The sequence below is a fragment of the Actinomycetospora chiangmaiensis DSM 45062 genome, assembly GCF_000379625.1.
Lineage (GTDB): Bacteria > Actinomycetota > Actinomycetes > Mycobacteriales > Pseudonocardiaceae > Actinomycetospora > Actinomycetospora chiangmaiensis.
The window spans coordinates 191387-213391 of record NZ_KB903218.1 but is presented as its reverse complement, the minus strand read 5'-3'; the positions used below and the strand labels follow the sequence as shown (position 1 = coordinate 213391).

The 22005-nt window shown below is 73.6% G+C and carries 23 protein-coding genes; 10 read left to right on the top strand and 13 right to left on the bottom strand.

Annotated features, from left to right (window positions below; translation table 11 throughout):
- The first annotated feature begins 23 nt into the window (after window positions 1-23).
- Complete coding sequence (locus tag A3CO_RS30315) at window positions 24-479, top strand: protein-tyrosine phosphatase family protein (protein ID WP_018331276.1); 456 nt, start codon at window positions 24-26, stop codon at window positions 477-479.
- Here the strand turns inward: A3CO_RS30315 and A3CO_RS0105710 are convergent.
- Together A3CO_RS0105710 and A3CO_RS0105705 are read right to left on the bottom strand one after the other, a co-directional pair.
- Window positions 467-1951, bottom strand: a complete 1485-nt coding sequence (locus A3CO_RS0105710; RefSeq protein ID WP_018331275.1) for a CoA transferase — start codon at window positions 1949-1951, stop codon at window positions 467-469. The genes A3CO_RS30315 and A3CO_RS0105710 overlap by 13 nt on opposite strands.
- Window positions 1952-2012: 61 nt before the next feature.
- Window positions 2013-3746, bottom strand: a complete 1734-nt coding sequence (locus tag A3CO_RS0105705) for an acyclic terpene utilization AtuA family protein (protein ID WP_018331274.1) — start codon at window positions 3744-3746, stop codon at window positions 2013-2015.
- A gap of 136 nt (window positions 3747-3882) precedes the next feature.
- Here A3CO_RS0105705 and A3CO_RS0105700 point away from each other — a divergent pair, with 136 nt between their 5' ends.
- From A3CO_RS0105700 to A3CO_RS30310, 4 genes are all read left to right on the top strand, one after another.
- Complete coding sequence (locus tag A3CO_RS0105700; RefSeq protein WP_018331273.1) at window positions 3883-4857, top strand: LysR family transcriptional regulator; 975 nt, start codon at window positions 3883-3885, stop codon at window positions 4855-4857.
- 109 nt (window positions 4858-4966) lie between these two features.
- On the top strand, window positions 4967-5893 hold the full coding sequence (locus tag A3CO_RS0105695) for an alpha/beta hydrolase family protein (RefSeq protein WP_018331272.1): 927 nt from the start codon (window positions 4967-4969) through the stop codon (window positions 5891-5893).
- Window positions 5894-5954: 61 nt separating this feature from the next.
- Window positions 5955-7148, top strand: coding sequence for an acyl-CoA dehydrogenase family protein (locus A3CO_RS0105690; protein WP_018331271.1), 1194 nt, complete (start codon window positions 5955-5957; stop codon window positions 7146-7148).
- Between the two features lie 20 nt (window positions 7149-7168).
- Window positions 7169-8833, top strand: a complete 1665-nt coding sequence (locus A3CO_RS30310; protein ID WP_018331270.1) for an AMP-dependent synthetase/ligase — start codon at window positions 7169-7171, stop codon at window positions 8831-8833.
- Between the two features lie 46 nt (window positions 8834-8879).
- Here A3CO_RS30310 and A3CO_RS0105680 read toward each other — a convergent pair whose 3' ends face one another.
- Window positions 8880-9401: a PaaI family thioesterase gene (locus A3CO_RS0105680; protein WP_033413816.1), complete on the bottom strand. Its 522-nt coding sequence runs from the start codon at window positions 9399-9401 to the stop codon at window positions 8880-8882.
- Between the two features lie 182 nt (window positions 9402-9583).
- Here A3CO_RS0105680 and A3CO_RS0105675 point away from each other — a divergent pair, with 182 nt between their 5' ends.
- The gene (locus A3CO_RS0105675) at window positions 9584-10813 is read left to right on the top strand and encodes an NAD(P)/FAD-dependent oxidoreductase (RefSeq protein ID WP_018331268.1); all 1230 of its coding nucleotides are present in this window, start codon (window positions 9584-9586) and stop codon (window positions 10811-10813) included.
- A gap of 28 nt (window positions 10814-10841) precedes the next feature.
- Here the strand turns inward: A3CO_RS0105675 and A3CO_RS30305 are convergent, their stop codons facing one another.
- From A3CO_RS30305 to A3CO_RS0105645, 6 genes are all read right to left on the bottom strand, one after another.
- On the bottom strand, window positions 10842-11429 hold the full coding sequence (locus A3CO_RS30305) for a TetR/AcrR family transcriptional regulator (RefSeq protein ID WP_018331267.1): 588 nt from the start codon (window positions 11427-11429) through the stop codon (window positions 10842-10844).
- A gap of 55 nt (window positions 11430-11484) precedes the next feature.
- Window positions 11485-11865, bottom strand: a complete 381-nt coding sequence (locus A3CO_RS0105665; RefSeq protein ID WP_018331266.1) for a hypothetical protein — start codon at window positions 11863-11865, stop codon at window positions 11485-11487.
- A 134-nt stretch (window positions 11866-11999) separates the two neighbouring features.
- Window positions 12000-12518 (bottom strand): HAD family hydrolase, encoded by a 519-nt coding sequence (locus A3CO_RS30300; protein WP_018331265.1) that lies wholly within the window; start codon window positions 12516-12518, stop codon window positions 12000-12002.
- Window positions 12519-12570: 52 nt separating this feature from the next.
- Window positions 12571-13656: an LLM class flavin-dependent oxidoreductase gene (locus A3CO_RS0105655; protein ID WP_018331264.1), complete on the bottom strand. Its 1086-nt coding sequence runs from the start codon at window positions 13654-13656 to the stop codon at window positions 12571-12573.
- Complete coding sequence (locus A3CO_RS0105650) at window positions 13657-14274, bottom strand: isochorismatase family protein (protein WP_018331263.1); 618 nt, start codon at window positions 14272-14274, stop codon at window positions 13657-13659.
- Complete coding sequence (locus A3CO_RS0105645) at window positions 14271-14924, bottom strand: GntR family transcriptional regulator (RefSeq protein ID WP_018331262.1); 654 nt, start codon at window positions 14922-14924, stop codon at window positions 14271-14273. The genes A3CO_RS0105650 and A3CO_RS0105645 overlap by 4 nt, the downstream gene beginning before the upstream one ends.
- Window positions 14925-15020: 96 nt before the next feature.
- On the opposite strand from A3CO_RS0105645, the gene A3CO_RS0105640 reads away from it, so the two are divergent.
- Window positions 15021-15917 carry an isocitrate lyase/PEP mutase family protein gene (locus tag A3CO_RS0105640; protein ID WP_018331261.1) on the top strand — a complete coding sequence of 299 codons (897 nt, stop codon included), beginning with the start codon at window positions 15021-15023 and terminating at the stop codon, window positions 15915-15917.
- Window positions 15918-15981: 64 nt separating this feature from the next.
- On the opposite strand, the gene A3CO_RS30295 is transcribed toward A3CO_RS0105640, so the two are convergent.
- Complete coding sequence (locus A3CO_RS30295; protein WP_018331260.1) at window positions 15982-16536, bottom strand: DUF305 domain-containing protein; 555 nt, start codon at window positions 16534-16536, stop codon at window positions 15982-15984.
- Window positions 16537-16622: 86 nt separating this feature from the next.
- Between A3CO_RS30295 and A3CO_RS30290 the strand changes: the two genes are divergently transcribed.
- Both A3CO_RS30290 and A3CO_RS0105625 read left to right on the top strand, forming a co-directional pair.
- Window positions 16623-17165 (top strand): HdeD family acid-resistance protein, encoded by a 543-nt coding sequence (locus tag A3CO_RS30290; RefSeq protein WP_018331259.1) that lies wholly within the window; start codon window positions 16623-16625, stop codon window positions 17163-17165.
- Window positions 17166-17221: 56 nt separating this feature from the next.
- Window positions 17222-17446, top strand: coding sequence for a hypothetical protein (locus tag A3CO_RS0105625; protein WP_018331258.1), 225 nt, complete (start codon window positions 17222-17224; stop codon window positions 17444-17446).
- Window positions 17447-17520: 74 nt separating this feature from the next.
- On the opposite strand, the gene A3CO_RS0105620 is transcribed toward A3CO_RS0105625, so the two are convergent.
- The 3 genes from A3CO_RS0105620 to A3CO_RS0105610 are packed head-to-tail and all read right to left on the bottom strand — an operon-like array spanning window position 17521 to window position 21000.
- Window positions 17521-19194: a class I adenylate-forming enzyme family protein gene (locus tag A3CO_RS0105620; RefSeq protein WP_018331257.1), complete on the bottom strand. Its 1674-nt coding sequence runs from the start codon at window positions 19192-19194 to the stop codon at window positions 17521-17523.
- 28 nt (window positions 19195-19222) lie between these two features.
- Window positions 19223-20185, bottom strand: a complete 963-nt coding sequence (locus tag A3CO_RS0105615; protein ID WP_018331256.1) for a cyclase family protein — start codon at window positions 20183-20185, stop codon at window positions 19223-19225.
- 47 nt (window positions 20186-20232) lie between these two features.
- Window positions 20233-21000: a 5-formyltetrahydrofolate cyclo-ligase gene (locus A3CO_RS0105610; protein WP_051085866.1), complete on the bottom strand. Its 768-nt coding sequence runs from the start codon at window positions 20998-21000 to the stop codon at window positions 20233-20235.
- Between the two features lie 117 nt (window positions 21001-21117).
- On the opposite strand from A3CO_RS0105610, the gene A3CO_RS0105605 reads away from it, so the two are divergent.
- Window positions 21118-21957, top strand: coding sequence for an aldo/keto reductase (locus A3CO_RS0105605; RefSeq protein WP_018331254.1), 840 nt, complete (start codon window positions 21118-21120; stop codon window positions 21955-21957).
- Window positions 21958-22005: the final 48 nt, after the last annotated feature.

Sequence of the window (22005 nt, the reverse complement as noted above, 5' to 3'; positions counted from 1 at the left end):
GCCCGCCCGGGTACACCCCTCGTGTGAGCTCTGATCCACTCGAGGGTTATGTCCCCGCCCACCTCCGCGACGACCGCGCCGACGAGACCCCACCCTGGCCCGCCGACGAGGTCGTCCCCGGGCTCTGGCAGTCCGGGCACCCCAGCCCGGGCGAGTCCTGGGACGCGGTGTTCGACCTCTCGGGCGAGCAGCCGCCGCTCGAGGACGTGGAGTTCTACGTCCACTGGCTCATCGAGGACGGGCCGAAGCCCGACCGCGACACCCTGATCTCCCTCGCCGACCTCGTCCGCTCGATGCACGCGAACGGCAAGCGGGTGCTGATCCACTGCGCGGCCGGGATGAACCGGTCGGGGCTGCTGTCGGCCGCGGCGCTGATCCGCGACGGTTACACCCCCGACGAGGCCGTCGCGACGGTGCGCGAGGCCCGCCACGGGGCGCTGAACAACCCGGAGTTCCTGGAGATGCTCTACGAGCTCTGAGCCCACGCCAGGGGCGCCGCGCCGCGGGCGTCGAGCACCGGGTCGTACGCGCCGGGCGTCACCGACATGTCGACCTGGTCGGTGACGCCCTGGTAGGCGCCCATCGGCGTCGCGGCCGTGAACGTCTCCGGGTCGAGGTACTCGTGCTCCCCCGCCGTCCCCGCCACGGCGTGCGCCCACTCCTTCTCGAAGATCCCGAGCGAGAGGATCCACAGCGCCACCCGGGTCAGTGACACGTGCACGTGCCACGACCCGCCCTCCTCGGCCCGACGCCGCAGCGCCGCGGCGACCCCGGCCTGCGCGAGCCACGGGACGATGTAGTCGTTGACCACCGTGATCGGCGGCAGCCGCGGCCGGTCGGTCGATCCCTCGAGCAGCATCATCCCGGTGACCGACCCGGCGGACTGGTCGAACCCGGGCCGCCCGGCCCACGGACCGCTCAGCCCGTGCAGCGAGACCGACACGTAGACCAGGCCCGGCCGCTCGGCGCACGCCTCCGCCGGCGTCAGCCCGATCTCGGACAGGAACTGCTGGCGCCGGTTGTGGAAGAACACGTCGGCATGGTCGAGGAGGTCGAGGAGCACCTGTCTGTCGGCCCGCGGGTCCAGCCACGCCGAGCGCATCCCGACGTTCGCCGACGCGTACGTCGACTCGTGCTCCCCCTCGCCCGGGCGCCAGAGGTTCAGCACGTCCGCACCGTGCAGCGCGAACGACCGCCCGAACCCCGCCCCGGCGATCACGTGTCCCATCCCCAGCGCCCGCAGCCCCTCGAAGGGCTGGTTCCCGACGGCGGGCAGGGGCTGCGGATCCGCCTCGCCCACCTTCGTCAGCTCGATCAGCGGCAGGTCGGCCAGGTGCGGGTACTGCTCGGAGGCGAGGAACTCCGGGACCGTCCGCAGCATCGGCATGACGACGCCCGCCTCGGCCGCCGCGGTCTCCAGCTCGGGCGCGGTCCACGTCGCGATCGCGTCGCGGACCCGGTCCTTCGTCAGCGGGACGCCGAGCAGCTCCTGGGCGCGTCGCCGCAGGCCCGGGTACATGTTCTGCGGCATCACCCACCGGTCGTCGGCGCACCGGAAGAAGGAGAACGCCATGGCGTTGCCGCGCTCGAGCGACGAGCCGACGGGGTAGCGGCCCAGCCGTTCCCAGCGCCGGTCGTAGAACGGGCAGAGCCGGTGCGGCGTGCGGCGCAGGTCGACGTGCACGTCCTGGCCCGGCCCGCCGCGCCACCGGTGGACGGCGGCGGCCGCCACCGACTTGGTCAGCAGCCCGAGGGTCGCCGCGCCCCCGATCCGCATCGGGGAGGGCACCACCGGGTCCGCACCCGTCGTCGTGATCGCACCGCCCGCGTCCGCGGCCGAGAGCCCGACGCCGCGGAGCACCGTCTCCAGCTCACCGAGCAGGTCGAACGGCTGCTCGGCCGCGACCGGCTTCTCCCACGCCTGCTCCAGGCGCTCCGTCAGGCCGCTCACGCCACTCCCCCGTCCGGCGTGAGGGGAGCCCTCGTGCCACCAGATCGCTCGGAACGTCCCCTCACGACAGCAGCTCCTCGGGGATGTCGACGTGCCGGGCACGGAGGAACTCCGCGACGGCCTTGCCCGCGATGTCGGGGCGCCCGTTCGACGAGGCGCCCTTGCCCAGGATCCCGTGGATCACCAGGTGCACCGCCCGCAGGCCGGGGAACTCGTGGCGCTCGACCCCGGCACCTGGATAGACCGCCGCGATCCAGTCGGCCGTGATCGCCGACCGCAGCCACGCCCACGCCTCGTCCGAGTCCCCGCGCGGCCAGAACCCGACGTTGGAGTTCCCGCCCTTGTCCCCGCACCGGCCGTGTGCGACGAACCCGAGCGGGGCCCGCCGCGTCGCCGCGACCTCGCGGGGCGGGGCCGGTACCGACGGCGGCTGACCCCCGAACTCGCTGCGGACGGGCGTGTCCTTCACCGGCACCCGCGAGCCGTCGGCGAGGACCACCTCGTGGTGCAGCGCCTCGGTCGGCACGAGCGTCGGCCAGTACTCGACGACGGGCGCGGCGACCTTGAGCGGGTTGACGTAGAGCCCCGGGTAGCCGGGCAGGAACAGGCCGGTGAGCGGGGCGATGAAGCGCTCGGCCCCGACCTGGGCGCGGTCCCGGGCCTGCGCGGTGACGAGGATCTGCTGGGCGGCGGCCCACTGGTCGGGCGGGTCCTCGACGGGCGTGCCGATGCGGTCGACACGGAGCAGCGAGAGGTCGAGCCGCGCGGTGATCCGGTCGACGTGGGTGCGCAGCAACGCGACCTTGGCCTCGAGGTCGAGCCCGGTCGCGTAGAACGACACGCTCGACTCGAAGCCGCCGGGGGCGGTGATCGCGAGCTTCGTCGTCGGGCTCGGCGGGGTGCCGCGCACACCGGTCAGCGCGACCCGGTCCGGCGCCTCCTGCGTGACCGTGACGTCGGTGAGATCGACCGTCACGTCGGGGTTGAGGTAGATCGGGCCCTGGATCTCGTAGAGCAGCTGGGCGGTGACGGTGTCGGTGGTGACGGTGCCGCCCGCGTCGTCGTGCTTCGTGATCACCGCGGTGCCGTCGGCCGCGATCTCGGCGATCGGGTAGCCGAGGTCCTCGACGCGCGGCACGGTGGTGAAGCCCGAGAAGTTGCCGCCGGTGGCCTGGGGGCCGCACTCGATGACGTGCGCGGCGGCGACCGCGCCGGCCAGCGCGTCCCAGTCCTCGGATCCCCAGCCGTGCCACCAGGCGGCGACGCCCGTCGTCAGGGACGCGTCGGTGACCCGGCCGGTGATGACGACGTCGGCGCCCGCGTCGAGGGCCGCCGTGATCCCCCAGCCGCCGAGGTAGGCGTTCGCGGTGCCGGGGTCGTGGCCCCACGCGGCGAGCGCGCGCCCGTCGTCGAGATGGGGCAGCGGCCCGAACCCGCCGAGCCGCCCCAGCACGTCGTCGCCCTCCACGTGCGCGACGACGAGGGTGTGCCCGTGCTCGGCGATCACGCGGCGGCACTCCTGCGCGAGCCCTGCGGGGTTCAGACCGCCCGCGTCGACGACGAGCTTGGCGCCGCGCTCGACCAGCAGGTCCACGGCGTCGGTGAACTGGGCGAGGAAGCTCCGGGCGTAGCCGAGCGACGGGTCCCGGGTGCGCTCGAGCGCGAGCTGGCGCAGCGTGGGCTCGGCCAGGTAGTCGCCCGTGACGACGTCGACCGGGCCGGCGAGCGCGTCGCGCAGGCCGGAGAACCGGTCCCACAGCCACCCGGCACAGTTGGCAATGCGCACGGCCGCCATGGACGATCACCCTAGCGCCGCGGGGGACGCACGGTGCGCGTGTGACTTCGGTCGCGCGCGATCGATTTCCGTCGGCGTTCACGTCGAGTTGCCGGAGCGCGCTTACGTTCGCGGGACCGACCCGTGAGGGGAACCCGTGGAACTCCGGCACCTGCAGTCCTTCCTCGCCATCGCCGACGAACTCCACTTCGGCCGGGCCGCCGCCCGGCTGCACCTGGCCCAACCGTCGCTGAGCCAGCAACTGCAACGCCTCGAGCAGAGCGTGGGCGTCCAGCTCGTCGCCCGCAGCTCGCACGAGGTCCGGCTGACGGCGGCCGGCCGGGCCTTCGACGTCGAGGCCCGGGAGGTCCTCGCCCTGGTCGAGCGGGCCGGTGATGCCGCCCGGCAGGCGGCCGCGGGCCGCACCGGGACGATCCGGGTGGGCTACAACTACCCCGCCGGGCAGTTCGTGCTGCCCCGCGCCCTGCCCCGGGTGCACGCCGAGCTGCCGGACGTGGTCGTCGTCCCGCGCGAGATGCGGACCGGTCCGCAGACCGAGGGGTTGCTGGACGGGAGCCTGGACGTCGCCGTGCTCTACGGGCGCCCGACGGAGGCGTCGATCGGGTCGCGGCGACTGATGCGGCTGCCGCTGGTCGCGCTCGTCGGCGAGCGGCATCCGTGGGCGAGCCGCCCCCACGTGCCCTTCGCGGAGCTCGCCGACCAGCGCTGCGTGCTGTTCCGGCGCGAGCAGAGCCCGTCGATGTACGACCTGCTCACCGGCACGGCACAGTCGCTCGGGTTCGCCCTCGACGTCGTCGACCAGGTCGACGACCCCGTGGCGACCGCCATCGTGGTGTCGACCCGCGACGTCGTGGGCTTCTGCTCGGCGCCCCGCGCGAGCCTCGTGTGCTCCCCCACCACCGGGATCCGGCCGGTGGCGCTGCCGCTGGTCGAGCCCACCCCGGCGCTGGACCTGTGCGCGGCGTGGCGACTCGACCAGGACAGCACCCTCGTCGAGGAGTTCATGCGCTGCGTCGAGGCGGCGGGACCGTTCCGGGCCCCCGGATCGCGCGGCGCCCGGACGACGGCGCGCACCCGGCCCCCGGGCGTGCGCGCGGCGGGCGGCCGATAGGGCGGCGCGATCGCCTCATCGGAAGCCCGCCACGGGGCTCCGACGGGGGCGGCGGGCTGGCGATGATCGCCCTCGAGTCCGCAGCCCCCGCCCCGTCCGGAGCCCCGAGATGACCACCGAGTCCACGCGCCCCGCACCGAGCTCCCCGTCCGGCTTCACGGCCCTGGAGACCCTGACCGTCACCCCGGAGGCCGGCGTCACCCTCACGGTCCGCGTCGCGCCGGCGGCCGACCCCACCGCCCCGGTCGTGCTCGTGCTGCCGGCCATGGCCATGAAGGCCAAGTTCTACTTCCCGCTGCTGACGGCGCTGCGCGCTGCCGGGCTGTCGGCCGCCTCGGTCGACCTGCGCGGCCAGGGTGAGGCACGGCCCGCCCTCGACCCCGCCTCGCGCTTCGGGTACCGCGAGCTCGTCGAGACCGACCTGCCGGCCGTCGTCGACGCCGTCGCCGCGCGCTTCCCCGGCGCCCCGCTCCACCTGTTCGGTCACAGCCTCGGTGGCCAGCTCGCCGTGCTGCACACGGCGCGGTGCCCCGACACCGTCCGCGGCGTCGTGCTCATCGGCACCGGATCGGTGTGGTGGCGCGCCTTCGGGCCCCGCTGGTTCGAGGCCCTGTGGAAGATCCAGACGATCGGGGTGCGCTCCTGGTGGGCGGGCCACTGGCCGGGCGGCATGCTCATCGGTGGCCCGATGGCGGGCCGGGTGATGACCGACTGGGCCCGCCACTCGCGGACCGGCCGCTACCGGCCCGCCGGCTCCTCGGTCCGCTACGACGACCTCGTCGCCGCGCTGGAGCGCCCGCTGCTCGTCATCTCCCTCGACGAGGACCCGCTCGGGCCCCGCTCCACCGTCGACCACCTCTGCCGGCGCCTGCGCTCGGCCGCGATCACCCGCCTGCACCTCGACGCCTCGTCCGACGTCCGCCACCGCGACCACTTCGCGTGGGTCAAGGACAGCGACGTCCTCGGCCCCACCGTGGCGGCGTGGATCGCGGGCGACCACCGGCTCCCCGACGGCGCGGCCCGGCGCGCCCGATGACCCGCCCGCCCACCTCGACGTCCCGCGCGACCTCCCCCGCGACCTCCCCGAGGAGCCGGCCATGACCGCCACCCCCGCGCCGCTGCGCCCCGCCGCCCCCGTCGCCGACCCCGAGGAGCTCGCCGCCCGCACCCGCGCGTTCGTGGAGACGACCGTGACCCCGGCCGAGGCGGAGGTGATCGCCGGCCGTCCCGTCGACGACGCCCTGCGCGTCGAGCTGCAGGCCGCCGCCCGGGAGGCGGGTGTCTTCGGCCCGGTGTCGCCGCGGGAGTACGGCGGCCTCGGCCTCGACATGCGCGGCCAGGCCCTCGTCCTCGAGGCGGCCGGCCGCAGCCTGCTCGGGCCCCTGGCCGTGCACGGTTCGGCCCCCGACGACGCGAACATCGAACTGCTCGCCGCGGTCGCCGACCCGGTGCAGGCCGAGAGCCACCTCGCGCCGCTGGCCCGGGGTGAGGTGCGGTCCGCGATCGCGATGACCGAACCCGCGCCGGGCGCCGGGTCCGACCCGTCGATGCTGCTCACCCGGGCGGAGCGGACCGGCGACGGCTGGCGCGTCACGGGCCGCAAGACCTACGTCACCGGTGCCCAGGGAGCGGCGTTCCTCATCGTCGTCGCCGCCACCGACGAGGGACCGACGATCTTCCTCGTCGACGCGGGCCGGCCCGGGGTGCGGATCGGCCGGCGCATCCCGACGATCGACCGCGCGGCGGTCGGCGGGCACTGCGAGGTCGACCTCGACGGTGTCGCCGTCGCCCCCGGCGAGGTCCTCGGCCCGGTCGGCGGCGGACTGGCCCAGGCGCAGACCCGGCTCGCCCCGTCACGGCTGACGTTCTGCATGAAGTTCCTCGGCCTCGCCGCCCGCGCCCACGAGCTCACCTGTGCGCACCTGCGCGGACGGCATGCCTTCGGGGTCCCCGTCGCGGAACTGGGGATCGCGCAGGCGCAGGTCGCCGACTCCGAGATCGACCTCACCGCCGCCCGCGCCCTCGTCCGCGACGCCGCCGCCGTCCTCGACACGGCGGGACCGACGTCCGCCGCTGCCCGCCACGCCGCCGCGGTGGCCAAGACGTTCGTCTCCGAGGCGGTGTGGCGGGTGCTCGACCGCGCCGTGCAGCTGCACGGGTCGGTCGGCGTCGCCGAGGACGAGCTCGTCATGCGGTTCCTGCTCGAGGCCCGCGCCTTCCGCATCTACGAGGGCCCGTCCGAGGTCCTCCGCTGGTCGATCGCCCGCCGCGCGCTGCGCGCGCCACGCTGACCCGACGCCCTGGAGCCCCGGTGTCCACCACCTCGCCCCCGTCCCTCCCGACCACCGACCCGTCCACCGAGCCGTCCACGGACACGACCGTCACCGTCGCCCGTGCGACCACGCCGCCCGGACCCGACCTGCCGCCCGACGCCGGGCTCGCGGCCGTCCTCGACGCCCTCCCGGCCGAGCGGGTGGTGATCGACGACCCCGCCGCTCCCGTCGACGCCGCCACGCTGCGCCGGGACGTCCACGCGGCGGCCGCCCGGCTGGTGGCCGCGAGGGTGGGGGCCGGCGACCGGGTCGCCGTGCTGGGCCGCACGAGCCTCGACTGGGTGGTCGCCGACCTGGCCTCCCTCGCGGTCGGTGCCGTCGTCGTCCCGATCTACCCCACCTCCTCGGCGGAGCAGGTCGCGCACGTGCTCGCCGACTCCGGCACGGTGCTCGCCCTCGCCGAGACCGAGGAGGGCCGCGACCTGCTGCGGGCGCAGGGCCCCGGGCTGCGCGCCGTCCTCCCGCTCGCGGGTCTCGCCGCGACCCCGCCCACGCCCGAGCTCGAGGCGGAGACGGTCCGCCGCCGCGTCGCCGTCCGCCGCGACGACCTCGCGACCATCGTCTACACCAGCGGCACGACGGGCCGCCCCAAGGGCTGCATGCTCTCCCACCGCAACATGTTCGTGGCCGCCGCGGGCGTGGTGGCCCAGACCGGGACCCTGTTCGCCGGCGGCCCGGACGAGCAGGCGCGGACCGTGCTCGGGCTCCCGCTCTCCCACGTCTTCGGGCGCACGGTGCTGTTCGCCTGCCTCGTCGGCGGCACCCGGACGACGCTGGCGCCCGGGGTCCCCGAGCTGCTCGGCGCACTGCCCACGGTGCGCCCGACGTTCCTCACCCTCGTGCCCTACGCGCTGGAGAAGATGCGCAAGGGCGGGGTCGGGACGGGCGGTGCCCTCACCGCCGTCATCAGCGGGGGCGCCTCCCTCGACCCGTCCACCGAGCAGTGGGCCACCGACGCCGGGATCACCGTCTACCAGGGCTACGGGCTCACCGAGACCGCGACCGCCGCCACCATCAACGGGCCCGGCGCGGCCCGGCCGCGCACCGTCGGCCGCCCGATCCCGGGGGTGACGGTGGCCCTCGCGGCGGACGGGGAGGTGCTCGTGGCCGGAGCGAACGTCACGGCCGGGTACTGGGGTCGCGAGCCCGAGCACACCGACGGCTGGCTGCACACCGGCGACCTCGGCCGGCTCGACGCGGACGGCTTCCTCACCATCACCGGCCGTGCGAAGGAGATCCTGGTGACCTCCGGGGGCAAGAACGTCGCCCCCGCACCGCTCGAGGACCGCATCCGGCTGCACCCGCTGGTGGCGAACGCGATGGTGCTCGGCGACGGCCGCCCCTACGTGACCGCGCTGGTGACCGTCGACCGCGCCGCCCTCGCGGCCTGGGCGGCCCGGACCGGACACGGCGTCGACACGAGCCGCGACGACTGGACGGCGGACCCGGCGCTGCGGGCGGAGATCGCCGAGGCGGTCGGGAACGCGAACGACCTCGTGTCGCGCGCCGAATCGGTGCGGGAATTCCGCATCCTGCCCGGCGATCTGACGATCGCGGCGGGACATCTCACCCCGTCGCTGAAACTGCGGCGCGCGGCGGTCCTCGCCGAATTCGCCGCCGACGTGACGGCGCTCTATTCGTGACGGCGGGTGGGGCCGCGACCGGCACGGATCGCGGCCCCGGCCGGCATCAGTTCACGACGCACACGTAGTCGAGGGACATCCGCGCCACGACGACCCCCGCGTCGTCGGTGAGCGTCGCGCGCCCGTCGAGGTCGAACCGGCCCCGCGTGCGGCCGGCGAGCACGTCCGCGACGACCCGGTCGTCGACGTGCGCGTGGGCGCGGATCCGGCCGAGGGCGGGCTTGAGGAACTGGGTGCGGGCGTCGCGCAGGACGAGGCGCTCGACGCCCGCGAGCAGCGGCGCGAGCTGCCCGCAGAACGCGGCGGCCCCCGCCACGTCCCCGAGCAGGAAGAGCACCCCGGCGTGCACCGTGCCCATCTGGTTGTGCAGGGACTCCGACACCGGGTTCTCGACGACCGCGCCGTCCGGGCGCACCTCGGCGATGCGCAGGCCGACGAAGGAGTTGAAGGGCACCATCGCCTCGGCGGTGGCCCGGATGTGGTCGTAGTCCGGGGCCGCGCCGGGCGCGGGGGCGAGGTCCGCGAACGTGGCGGGCCGGAACGAGGACAGCGACGGCGTCGTGGTCATGGCGTCACCGAAGAGGTCGCGTCCGACCATCCGGTGAACGAACGGCGACGAATCGTCGTGAATCGTCAACGACGATCGGGCGATGAGTACGGGACCGACCGCGTTGACCCCTCCCGCGGCGCTCACGAGACTCGAATGCGAACCCGCCGCCGAATTGCCCCATCCCGAGGAGCGGAAAACACATGTACGACGTCATCGTGGTCGGCGCCCGCGTCGCCGGCTCCCCGCTGGCCATGCTGCTCGCCCGCCGCGGCCACGACGTCCTGGTCGTCGACCGGGCCAGCTTCCCGTCCGACACCGTGTCGAGCCACTTCATGCAGCAGACCGGACTCGCCCGCCTGCGCGAGTGGGGCATCCTCGACCGGGCGCTGGCCGGTTGCCCCCCGTTCCGGAACATCACGCTGACCTACACCGGGATCGAGTTCGACGGCTTCGCCGACCCGATCGACGGCTTCACCGAGACCTACGCGCCGCGCCGGACGAGCTTCGACGCCGCCCTCGTCGACGCCGCCCGCGAGGCGGGGGCCGACGTCCGCGAGAACACCGCGGTGGAGGACCTGCTCTGGGAGGGCGACCGCGTCGTGGGCATCCGCGCCCGCGAGGGCGACGGGCCCGCCTACGAGGCGCGGGCCCGCGTCGTGGTCGGCGCCGACGGGGCCAACTCGATCGTCGCGGACAAGGTCGGCGCCGAGATGTACGACCGCCACCCCGGCGGCTGCTTCATCTACTACTCCTACTTCAGCGGCCTGGACTGGACCGGCGCGCACCACCGCACCGGCTTCGGCCACGAGCAGATGGGCGCCTGGCCCACCAACGACGGCCTCACCCTCGTCGCCACGATGGCGCGCCGCGAGAAGCTGCGCAGCTACCGCCGCGACGTCGAGGACAACGTCGCCGGCACCATCTCGCGCTGCGCCCCCGAGCTGGTCGAGGAGCTGCGCGACACCGGCGTCCGCGAGGAGCGCTGGCGGCCGATGGTCTACCCGGACAACTACTACCGCCGCTCGGCCGGCGCCGGCTGGGCCCTGGTGGGCGACGCCGGGTACCACAAGGACCCGTTCACCGGGCAGGGCATGAGCGACGCGCTCAAGCACGCCGGGCTGCTGGCCGACCGCCTGCACGCGGGCCTGTCCGGCGAGCAGGACCTGGAGGCGGCCCTCGCGGCCTACGTGCGGGAGCGCGACGAGCGCACCCACCACACCTTCCGGTTCACCCTGGCGATCTCCGAGCTCGAGCTCTCCGCCGAGTGGGACGCGATCTTCCGGGCCGCGGCCGCGAGCCCGGAGTACACCCGCAAGTTCTTCGGCATGGTCGCGGGCGGGGTCCCGGGCGAGGAGTTCTTCGCCCCCGACAACCTCGCCTGGCTGTTCGAGACGACGGGGATGTCCCCCGCTCCGGCGCTCGCCGGCTGAGCACCGCCCGGTCGGGCGCCGGAGCGGCTCAGCGCTGCGGGACCAGCCCGACCGGGGCCGGCAGCTCGGCGAGGCGCAGGACGAGGGCGAAGCGGCGCCGGAGCTCGTCGGTGTCGAGCGGGAGCAGGCGCGACTGGAATCCGATCAGGGCGTCGACTGCGAGGTCGGCCACCTCGTCGCCGTCCTCGGGACGCAGCTCGCGCACGCAGGCCGAGACCACCTGGCGTCGGGCGTCGTCGACGCGGCGCTGCACCCGGGCGACCCGGGTGTCCAGGTGGGCCCACGCCCGGATCGCGGCCTCCGCCTCGTGGGGGAACGTCACCGCGAGCTGGGTGAGCAGCGCGAGCCGCTCCCCCGCGTCGGCCTCGCGGGACGCCGCCGCCACGAGCCGGGCGGTCTCGGTGGTCTCCCAGTGCTCGAGCAGCGCGAGGACGAAGCCGTCCCACCCGTCGAAGTGGTGGTAGAACGACCCGGTCGTCACCCCCACGGCCCGGCACAGCGGCGCGAGCTTCAGGCCCGTCCGCGCGACCGAGCGGGCCGCGGACCCGTCGTCATGACCCGCGGCCAGCAGCCGGAGTGCAGCGTCGAAGAACGCCTCCCGTGTGGCCGTCGCCATGCATCTATCTTGTCACGCACGCATGCGCGCTCCGGACAACGGGTGCGGTCAGCGATCAGATACTCAACCCGTCGGTGTACAGCGAGGACGCCGCGCGCAACCACATCGCACGCCGTTCGTCGGCGTCCGGCTCCGGGTAGCGCTCGCAGCTGTGCGACCGGCCGCCCGCCTCCTCCGAGGGGCCCCAGACCTCCACGTACTCGAACGGCCGGGCCGGCACCGAGGCGAGCATGGCCCCGCCGTCGGGACCGTTCCCCGCGACCAGCGCGTGGGCGATCACCACCGCGTCGTCGTGCGTGGGACAGAACGCCACCGTGTGCCAGCCGGTCCGCTCCTCCGACGGCGGCGGCGGGGGCTGCCAGCCCCGGACCTCCCAGCAGTGCGAGGGCGGGGCCGGGACGACGTGCTTGCGCTCGGACATCGGTCGGTCGGACATGGGACACGCTCCCCGGAGCGACAATGTGTCCCTCTGGGATACACCTGGTGGCCACCTCGCGACCACCGGACGTTCGGCGTCATTCGCCCAGGTCAGCGCGGATCATGGTGTATCGGGCGACCGCTCGTCGATCGTCACCCGGCGGCACCCCACCGCCACGCCGCGGCGTCGACGACGTCGAGCCCGAGGGCCTCGGCGCACGCCCGCACCGGCTCGCTCGCGGCGACCACGAGGGCCATCCACACCGGGTAGCGCTCCCGCTGCCGCAGCGCGACCTGCTCCTGCCCGGCGATGAGCATCCCGGGCAGCGGGGGCCGGCACCAGCACCGGGCGAGGTCGGGCGTCGGGGCGTCCGGGTCGTGCGGGCAGTGCATCAGCGTGTCGAAGGGGTTGCCCGCCCGCTCGTGGATCGTCCAGAGCAGGCGGACCGCCATCTCCTCGGCGAGCTCCCCCCGCGCCACCGCCGGCAGGTGGGCGAACCCGACGGCCCGCCCACCCCCGGCCTTCCACAGCCGCAGTCGCTCCACCGCGTCCAGGTGCACCTCGACGTCCAGCGGCCCGCGGTAGGGCCGACCGAGGTCGGCCTCGGTCCGGCGGACCGCGTCGAGCTCGACGAAGAGCATCGGCACCTGGGGGGCGGAGAGCACGTTCATGAGGTGCCTCCGGCCCGTGAGTACTCATCCGTGTCCTGGCACGGAAAAGTACTCACGCGGCGGCTGCCTCCCCCTGCGCGGCCTCCTTCAGCAGCGGCTTGACCCGCTCCCCGAACTTCGTGACGCCGTCCACGAAGTCCGGCCAGGTCAGCAGGGCCCCGTCGATCCCGGTGGTGACCGCGATCTCGTCGAGCTGGGCGGCGACCCGCTCGTAGGACCCCTTGACCACCGGCAGCGACAGGAACGCCATGTTCCCCTCCGCGGCCGGGCGCTCGAGGGAGGCGAGGAGCTGCGCCGAGGTCCCGTCCGGGTTGGAGTCGAGCGAGGCACCCGTGGTCATGTGGCTGATCGCGTCGAGGTCGGCGTTCTTCACGATGTGGTCGCAGAGCGCGTCGGCCGCCTCGTCGGTCTCCTCGGCGATGATGCAGTAGAGCGCGAAGGTGCCGACGTCGCGGCCCTCCTTCCCGCCGAGTTCCTTCACCCCGCCGGCGATCGACCCGACCTTCGAGCGCTCGGCCATGATGAAGTTGCGGTCGCCGTGCTTCGCCGTGAACGCCTGGCCCGCCGGCGACTGGCCCGCGCACACCACCGTGGGCGTGTGCAGCGGCTTCGGCCGCATGTCCGCCTCGTCGAAGGTGAAGAACTCGCCGTGGTAGGTCGTCGGACCCTCGCTCCAGAGCGCCCGGAGCACCTCGACGTACTCGGCGGCGTACTCGTAGCGGCGGTTGAAGTAGTCGTCGCCCGGCCAGAGGCCCATCTGCGTGTACTCCGGCTTGTTCCAGCCGGTGACGATGTTGAGCCCGCAGCGCCCGCCCGAGATCTCGTCGATCGTCGCGACCATCCGCGCCGCCATGATCGGGTGCGTGGCGAGGGTGGTCACCGACGGGTAGAGCCCGATCCGCTCGGTGACCGCGGCGAGCCCGCCGAAGAGCGTGAACGACTCCAGGCACTCGCCCCAGAAGTCGCTCGGGCCGCCCGTGCCACGGTGCTTCATCATCGACAGCACGAAGTCCAGGCCCTGCTTCTCGGCCTCCTGCGTGATCGCCACGTTGTGCGCGAAGCTGGGCCGGTACTGCGGGCTGCCCGTCGAGATGATGTAGCCGTTGGTCGCGTTGGGGATGAAGACGCCGTACTGCATCTAGATGCCTCCGAGGTGGGTGAGTGCTTCGGCGAGTCCGACGACGTCGGCGTACTTCGCGTCGAGATCGGCCAGGTTGTTCTCGTGGAGCGCCTCGCTCCGGTCGCCGCAGGCCTCCGCCACGACGACGGGCCGGAATCCGGCGGCCAGCGCGTCGGTGGCGGTGGCACGGACGCAGCCCGAGGTCGACACCCCGCTGACGACCACCGTGTCGACCCCGCGGGCGCGCAGGGTCCCGGCCAGGGAGGTCCCGACGAAGGCCGACGCGTGCTGCTTCACGACGACGGCGTCGTCGGCGCCGGGCGCGAGCGCGAGCTCGCCCCACCCGCCGTCGGCACCCTCGGCGAAGCAGGCGAGCGCTGGCACCTTGACCGGGAAGAACCCGCCGTCGGCCAGGTCGGGCGCGTAGCGCACCACGGTCCACAGCACCGGCAGCGCCGCGGCGCGCGCCGCGCCGAGCAGGTCGGCGGTGGCCGTGAGGACCCGGTCCTGCTGCCCGTCGAGGAAGAAGGGTCCGGCGGGCTCGGTGTAGGCCCGGACGAGGTCCACCACGACGACGGCGGGGCTGCTCCCCCACCCCAGGCGGCCGGCGAAGTTCGAGCCGTGGGGGTTGCTCATGTCTGCCTCACCATCACGGCCCGGGCGTTGCGGATGTGACTGCGCATGACCGCGGTCGCCCACTCCGCGTCGGCGACCCGGAGCGCCGCGACGATCTCCGCGTGATGGGCGAGGCTGCGCTGCAGCGACGCCGGGTCGTAGGCGTGGAAGGTGCGTAGGACGACCGGCAGGTGCACCACGTTCGCGAGCGCGGTCGAGAGCGCGGGCGCGGCGGCGGCGGCGAGCAGCCGGGCGTGGAACTCGCGGTTGAGGCCGACGAGGGCGTCGAGGTCCTGGTCCGGCCCGGGGGCACCGATCACCAGCATGCGGGTGGCGAGGTCGTCGAGGTCGGCCAGGTCCGTCGCCGTGACCCGGGCCGCGGCCCGACCGGTCGCGCGGGGTTCGAGGGCGAGGCGGACGTCGAAGATCGCGTCGAGGTCGTCCGTGCTGAAGTCGACCACCCGGGCCCCGCGGTGCGGGAGCACCTCGACGAGGCCCTCCGCGGCGAGGCGGGAGAGGGCCTCGCGCACGGGGGTCCGGGAGACCCCGAGCCGGTCGGCGAGCTCGACCTCGCCCAGGCGGGTGCCGGGCGGGAGCGCACCGCGGAGGATCTCGTCGCGCAGCGCGAGGTGGGCCCGCTCGCTCGCCCGTCCTGCGAACGTCGTCGCCATCACACCTCCCGCTCCGCGTTGTGTGCAACGTAAGGTGAGTGCGGCCGGAAGACCAGTAAAACTTCCCCGGTTGTACACAAACTCGGAAGGACGGTCATGGCGGACCTGCTCAGCCACCCCACCGGTCGGCGCGCGCGCCTGCGCGAGCTGCTGGCCTCCGGGGCGCCCGTCGTCGCGCCCGGCGCCTACGACGCCCTCTCCGCGCGGCTCGTCGAGCAGGCCGGCTTCGACGTCGTGTACATGACGGGCTTCGGGACGACGGCCTCGCTGCTGGGCCGCCCCGACGTCGGGCTGCTCGGGCAGGCCGAGATGGTGGACAACGCGCGGCGCATGGTCTCGGTGGTCGACGTGCCGCTGATCGCGGACGCGGACACCGGCTACGGGAACCCGATCAACGTCATCCGGGCGGTCCGCGAGTACGAGCAGGCCGGGGTGGCGGGGCTGCACCTCGAGGACCAGGTGATGCCGAAGAAGTGCGGTCACCTCGCCGGCAAGGAGGTCGTCCCGCTGGGCGAGATGACGGCCAAGATCCGAGCGGCCGTCGACGCGCGGACCGACCCCGACCTCGTCCTCATCGCCCGAACCGACGCGGCCCAGACGCACGGCGTGGACGCCGCGATCGAGCGCGCGCGGGCCTTCGCCGACGCCGGCGCCGACCTCCTCTTCGTCGAGGCCCCGACGTCGGGCGACGACCTGGAGAAGGTCGCCTCGTCGCTCGCGGGGTTCCCCCTCGTGTTCAACGGCGCCGAGGGCGGGCGCACCCCCCTGCCGCCCCTGTCGCGGCTGGCCGAGCTCGGGTTCGCGCTCGTGCTCTACCCGGTCTCGACGCTGCTCGCCGCCGCCTCCGGCGTCCGGACGATGCTCGGGCACCTCGCCGAGCACGGCTCCCCCACCGGCGCGCTCGAGCAGCTCGACGTGTCCGGCCTCGACCGGTTCACCGAGATCGTGGGGATCACCGAGGTGCGGGAGCTGGAGGAGCGCTACCGGGCCTGAGGTGGCTTCGCCCCGTGAGACCGGGCTCGATCGGGCGAGGCCGCCGATCAGGTGATCGGACCGGTCACACGGGACCGAGCGCGGTCCGCATCCGGTCGATCTCGAGCTGCTGGCTGCGCAGGACCGTGCGCGCGAACTCGCTGAGCGCCCCCGGCGGGCCGGCGAGGTACTGCCGGGACATCGTCAGGGCGCCCTCGTGGTGGGCGACCATCGTCTGCAGCCACAGGCGGTCGAAGGCGGGTCCCGACGAGGCGCGGAGCCGGTCCAGCGTCGCGGCGTCGGCCATGCCCGCCATGGCCCCCGTCGGCGCCGGGGCCGGCGCCCCGCGCAGGGCGAGGAACCCCTGCAGCTGCCCGACCTCCTCGACCTGCTCCCGGTCGATGCGGAACGCCAGGTCCTGCACGGTCGGGTCGGTCGTCCGGCCCGCCACCAGCGCCGACAGCTCGAGGGCCTGCTCGTGGTGCGGCACCATCATCGCGGCGTACCCGGCGTCGTCGGCGGCCGCGGCCGTCGGAGCGGGGACGGCCGTCGGCCCAGCCGCGGCCGTCGGACCAGCCGCGGTGGCGCATCCGGCGCACAGCAGGACGGCCGTGAGGACGAGCAGGAGGGTGCGGCGCACGAAGATCAGGGTGCCCGATCACCTGTTGGCGCGCCGTACACCCGATGGCGCTGGTCAGCGGTCCGGGAAAGCGGTAGGGAGCAGGCATGACCTCCTCGATCGACCTGCGTCAGGTCTCCGCGCGCTGGGGCTGGATCCTGGCCGACGGCATCCTCGGGGTGATCGTCGGTCTGATCGCCCTCATCTTCCCCATCGCCACCGTCCTGGTGCTGGCGGTGTTCCTCGGGATCGGCCTGCTGATCTCCGGGATCATCGAGGCCACCGTGGCGCTGCGCGTGCAGCACGGCGCGCCCGGGCGGTGGTGGGTGGCCATCTTCGGCGTGATCACCGCGCTCGCCGGCATCCTCGTGATCTTCTTCCCGGGCACCGGCGTGACGATCATGGTGGTCGGCCTGCTGCTCTGGTTCCTCTTCGTCGGGATCAACGACCTGTTCGTCGCCGCCCGCTCGAAGGAGCACCGGGGCTGGAACATCGGGATGGGCGTGCTCGCCCTGCTCGCCGCCGTGATCCTGCTGTTCTCGCCGGGCGCCGCCGTCGGGACGATCGCCCTGCTCGCCGGGTTCGGGTTCCTCCTGCGCGGCGCGTCCGAGATCGGCCTCGCCCTGAGCCTGCGCCGCGCCTCGCGCTGAGGCCGACCCGATCGGACGACCGCACGACGGCGGCCCGGTCCCTAGGGTCGAGCGGCATGATCCACCAGGACACGACCGGCCTGCAGCACGTCGCCACCTTCTGCGGCCAGTGCAACTGCGGCTGCCCCGAGCTCTACCTCGACCCGGCCGCCGACGACGACCGCCGCGTCGTCATCACCGACGACTTCGGCCAGCGCATCCGGATGAGCCTGGGCCAGCTCGCCGACCTCGTGGCGGACGCCCGCAACGGGGTGCTCGACGAGGTGCTGGCGGCGGGCTGATCCGGCTCGTTCCGGACGAACGAGTCGTTCGTGCAGCTAGAGGCCACGAACGACTCGTTCGTCCGGAACGGAGGTCAGGCGCCCCGCAGCTCCCGGCGCAGCAGCTTCCCCGTCACCGTCTTCGGCAGCTCGTCCCGCAGCTCGACCTGCCGCGGGTACTTGTAGGCCGACATGCGCTCCTTGCAGAACGCGATGAGCTCCTCGGGCTCCGCCGCCTGCCCGGGCCGCAGCGAGACGAACGCCTTGACCGTCTCGCCCCGGTACTCGTCCGGGACCCCGACGACGGCCGCCTCGCGGACCGCCGGGTGCTCGTAGAGGACGTCCTCCACCTCGCGCGGCCAGACCTTGTAGCCGCCCGCGTTGATCTGGTCCTTCTTGCGGTCGACGACGTAGAACCAGCCCTCGGCGTCCATGTACCCGACGTCGCCCGTCTTGAGCTCGACGACCCCGCCCGGTCCCCGCAGGGCCTTCTCGGTCTCCTCGGGCTTCCCCCAGTAGGCCGGCACCACCTGCGGGCCGCGGGTGACGATCTCCCCGACCTCCCCCACGTCCGCGTCGGTGCCGTCGTCGCGCACGATCCGCACGACCGTGTCGAACACCGGAACCCCCACCGACAGCGCGCCCGAGGCCTCGTCGACCGGCGCCGTGGCACCGAGCGGCACCCCGTGCGACGGCGAGTTGGTCTCGGTGAGCCCGTAAAAGTTGTGGATGTAGTGGCCGAACTGGTCCTGGAACGCCTTGACCGTCGACGGCGGGATGGGCGCCCCGCCCGAGTACACCTTGACCATCGAGGACAGGGCGTCCCGGTCGGCCCCCGGCGCGTTCATCATCGCGATGAACACGGTGATCGAGCCGATCGAGAAGGTCGGCCGGTGCTCGCGGATGGCGTCGACCACGACGCCGGGCTCGAACCGGTAGGCCAGCACCAGCGGGCAGGGCAGCAGCAGCGCGATCGCCATGTGCCCCACGACGCCCGTGATGTGGAACAGCGGCGCCACCCCGAACACGGAGTCGTCCCGCCCGAGCTGGATCCAGTCCCGGTAGGTCTGGGCGTTGAACACGATGTTGGCGTGCGTGTTCATCGCGCCCTTGGGCGGACCCGTCGTCCCGCTCGTGTAGCCGAGGAAGGCCACGTCGTCCCCGGTGAGCGTGACCGGCTCGGGCGTCCGGCCCCGGAACTGTTCGAGCACCGTCGTCAGGTCCTCGGCCCCGTCGCAGTCGATGCGCTGCATGCCCGTGAAGAGGCGCTCGTCGTGGCGGGTCTGGAACTCCAGCGGCGAGGTGGTGAAGGCGATGCGGACGCTCGTGTTCGGCACGACCTCGCTCGCGATCGACCACAGGTCCTCCTGCGCGACGATCGCCGTCGCCTCGCAGTCGGTGAGGATCGTGGTCAGCTCCCGCTGCCGCGACATCGGGTTGACACTGACGACGATGCCGCCGGCCTTCCAGGTCCCGACCACGACGACGAGCACCTGCGGGATGTTCTGCAGGTAGGTGGCAAGGCGGTCGCCCTTCGTGAAACCGCGCTCGACGAGGGCGACCGCGAACGCGTCGGACAGCTCGTCGAGCTCCCGCATCGTCAGGGTGCCGTCGAAGTAGCGGACGATCTCGCCGTCGGGGTCCCGGTCCACCGCGGCCCGGACCATGTCGAGCGCGCTCGCGAACTCGATGGTGACCGCGCCGTGGTTGTAGTCGTCCCGGTAGCGCGCGAGCCACGGCTTCGACTCGTAGACCGAACCGGTACTCATCGTCCGGCTCCGCTGCGCTCCGCGTCCCTCATCGGATGGCGATCGGGTTCACCGGCGACCCGCAGGCCTCGAAGACCTTGAGCGGCGCGGCGGTGTAGAGGAAGTCCCACCGGCCGTCGGCGGCGCACGCGTCCGCCAGGTCGTCGAGCCACGTGATCTCGGTGAGGCTCACGCCGAGGTTGCGCAGCAGGGCGGCGTGCAGCGGGAGGGCGACGCCGGTCTCGGGGTCGTAGGTGACCTCGTTGGCGATGGTGTCCGTCACCAGGTTCGGGATCTCGCGGCGCTGGAACCACTCGACGAGTTCGCGGGAGTACCGCAGGCCGGGCTCCACGAGCCCGTCGTTGAACTCCTCGTTGGGCACCGAGTAGAAGTACTTCAGCCAGCCCATGCGGATGCAGATGATGTCGCGGTCCTGGATCGGCGTGCCCTGCGCGTTCGCCGCCTCCTCCAGGTCCTCGTGGGTGAACGTCTCGCCCTTGTCCAGCCACTCCTTGCCGCGGTAGCGCGCCATGTCGATGAGCACCCCGCGGCCGACCGCGCCGCGCTCGGCGATCGGCATGATCGAGTTCTTGCTCATGCCCCCGTTGGTCTCGGCCGCGGAGACGCCGTTCCAGAGTGTGTCGTCGTACCAGGCGTGGCCCAGGGCGTCGTACTGCGTCGACCCCTGGAGGAACATCGTGGCCTTGTCGTCGGAGTAGCAGATGCCCCCCGGGAACTTCGGCCCGTTGCCGCCCTCCTTGAACGAGTTCTGGTCGTAGACCATCTCCCGCTCCACCCCGGTGCGGCCCGGGAAGACCGGGTCGCCGTGCGGGAGTCCCATCGGGCACTGCAGGGTGAAGACCTGCCCGTCCTTGACGCTCGCGATACCCCGCATCACCTGCGCGGCGTCGAGGTAGTTGAGCGCGCCGACCTCGTCGTCCGGACCCCACTTGCCCCAGTTCTTGGGGGTGTCGTCCCCGAGCAGTTCCGCCATCGAGGGTGCGTCGGCCATGGTCTGTCTCCTCGTCATCGAGTAGCAGTCGGTGCGTGACCCGGGTCTCACCGTGCCATGCGCATGCGGCTGCGGGAAGCGAGCAGCGGGATCTTCCCGATCTTCTCCTCGGTCAGTTCCGTCCAGACGATCTCGGGATCGTGACGGGGTTCCCGACGGCAGCGGTGGGTGCGTCCGGGGGTCACGACCAGGTCCAGGGTGACGTCGTGCGCGACGGTCGGGATCGCGTCGACGACCTGCAGCTCGTGCACCGTCGTGACGACGGGCGTGTCGGTGCGGATCAGCCCCGCCGCGAAGGCGACCGCGTACTCCAGGTCCGAGAAGCCGCCGCCCTTGCCGAGCCGCGCGCCCGCCTCCGTCACCGCCACGCAGCCGGCGACGACGAGGTCGACCGGCTCCAGGTCCTCCACCGCGACCGTCCGCCCGGCCGCACTCGCCCCCTTGATCGACGACGCCTGCCGCGGGGTGCGGCCGCCGAGGTCGTCGGGGTCGAGCAGGAAGAAGGGGTTCTCCTCCGCGAGGCGGGGCACCGCCATGTAGACCGTCTTGCCGTCCTCGAGCGCCCGCTGCCGCACGGGCCACTGCGCCGAGTCCGGGTTGCACTTGATCGTCCGCGCGTTCCGCCAGACGTCGGTATCCCGGAGCCGTTCGGCCGCCTGCTCCGCCCCGACGAAGTTCGGGATGCGGTTACGTGCGCCCGGGAAGCGCGCCTGCTTCTCCTCGGACAGACGCGCCCACACGTGCTCGCGCAGTTCCTGCTTGGCCGCGAGTGTGTCGGCGTCCCCGCCGGCGTCGTGGTCGTGGGCCTTCGGCATGTTCGGATCCTCGCGCACCACCCCACGGGACCGATGTCGCCGACACCGGTTCCTGCCCCCGGGCCGGTCCTCGGGGATCGCGGGTTGGACCTGCGCGCCCGGAGGCACCCCGGAGCGATGAGCATCCCGACCACACCCCTGCCCGACGGCACGCCGGTCCCGGTCCTCGGGGCCGGGACCTGGCACTACGCGGAGGACCCGTCCCGCCGTCGGGACGAGATCGCCTCCCTGCACGCGGCGTTGGACGAGGGCATCACCCTCATCGACACCGCCGAGATGTACGCCGACGGCGGGGCCCAGGAGCTGGTGGGCGAGGCCCTGGCGGGCCGACGGGACGAGGCGTTCCTGGTGGACAAGGTGCTGCCCTCGAACGCCTCGCGGCGAGGGACCGTCGAGGCCGCCGAGCGCGCCCTGCGGCGGCTGCGGACCGACCGGATCGACCTCTACCTGCTGCACTGGCGCGGGCGGTACCCCCTCGCCGACACCGTCAGCGCGTTCGAGGAACTGCAGGCCGCCGGGAAGATCGGGGCCTGGGGCGTCAGCAACCTCGACACCGACGACCTGGAGGAGCTCTACGGGCTCGCCTCCGGCACGGCCGTGGCCACCGACCAGATCCTGTACAACCTCACGCGGCGCGGTCCCGAGTACGACCTCCTGCCCTGGTGCGCCGACCACGGGATCCCGGTCATGGCCTACTCGCCGGTCGAGCAGGGGCGGCTGCTCGGGGAACCGACCCTGCGCGCCGTCGCGGACCGGCACGGCGCCACGTCCGCGCAGGTCGCCCTGGCCTGGGTACTGCGCCGACCCGGCACGATCGCGATCCCGAAGACGTCGACGCCGGCGCGGATCGCCGAGAACCGCGGTGCCCTCGACGTCCACCTGACCGACGACGACCTCGCCGACCTCGACGCCGCCTTCCCGCCCCCGGACCGCAAGCGACCGCTCGAGATCCTCTGAGCACGTAGCCGATCCGAGACCACTCGTTAGTCCATTCGAGCTATCTGC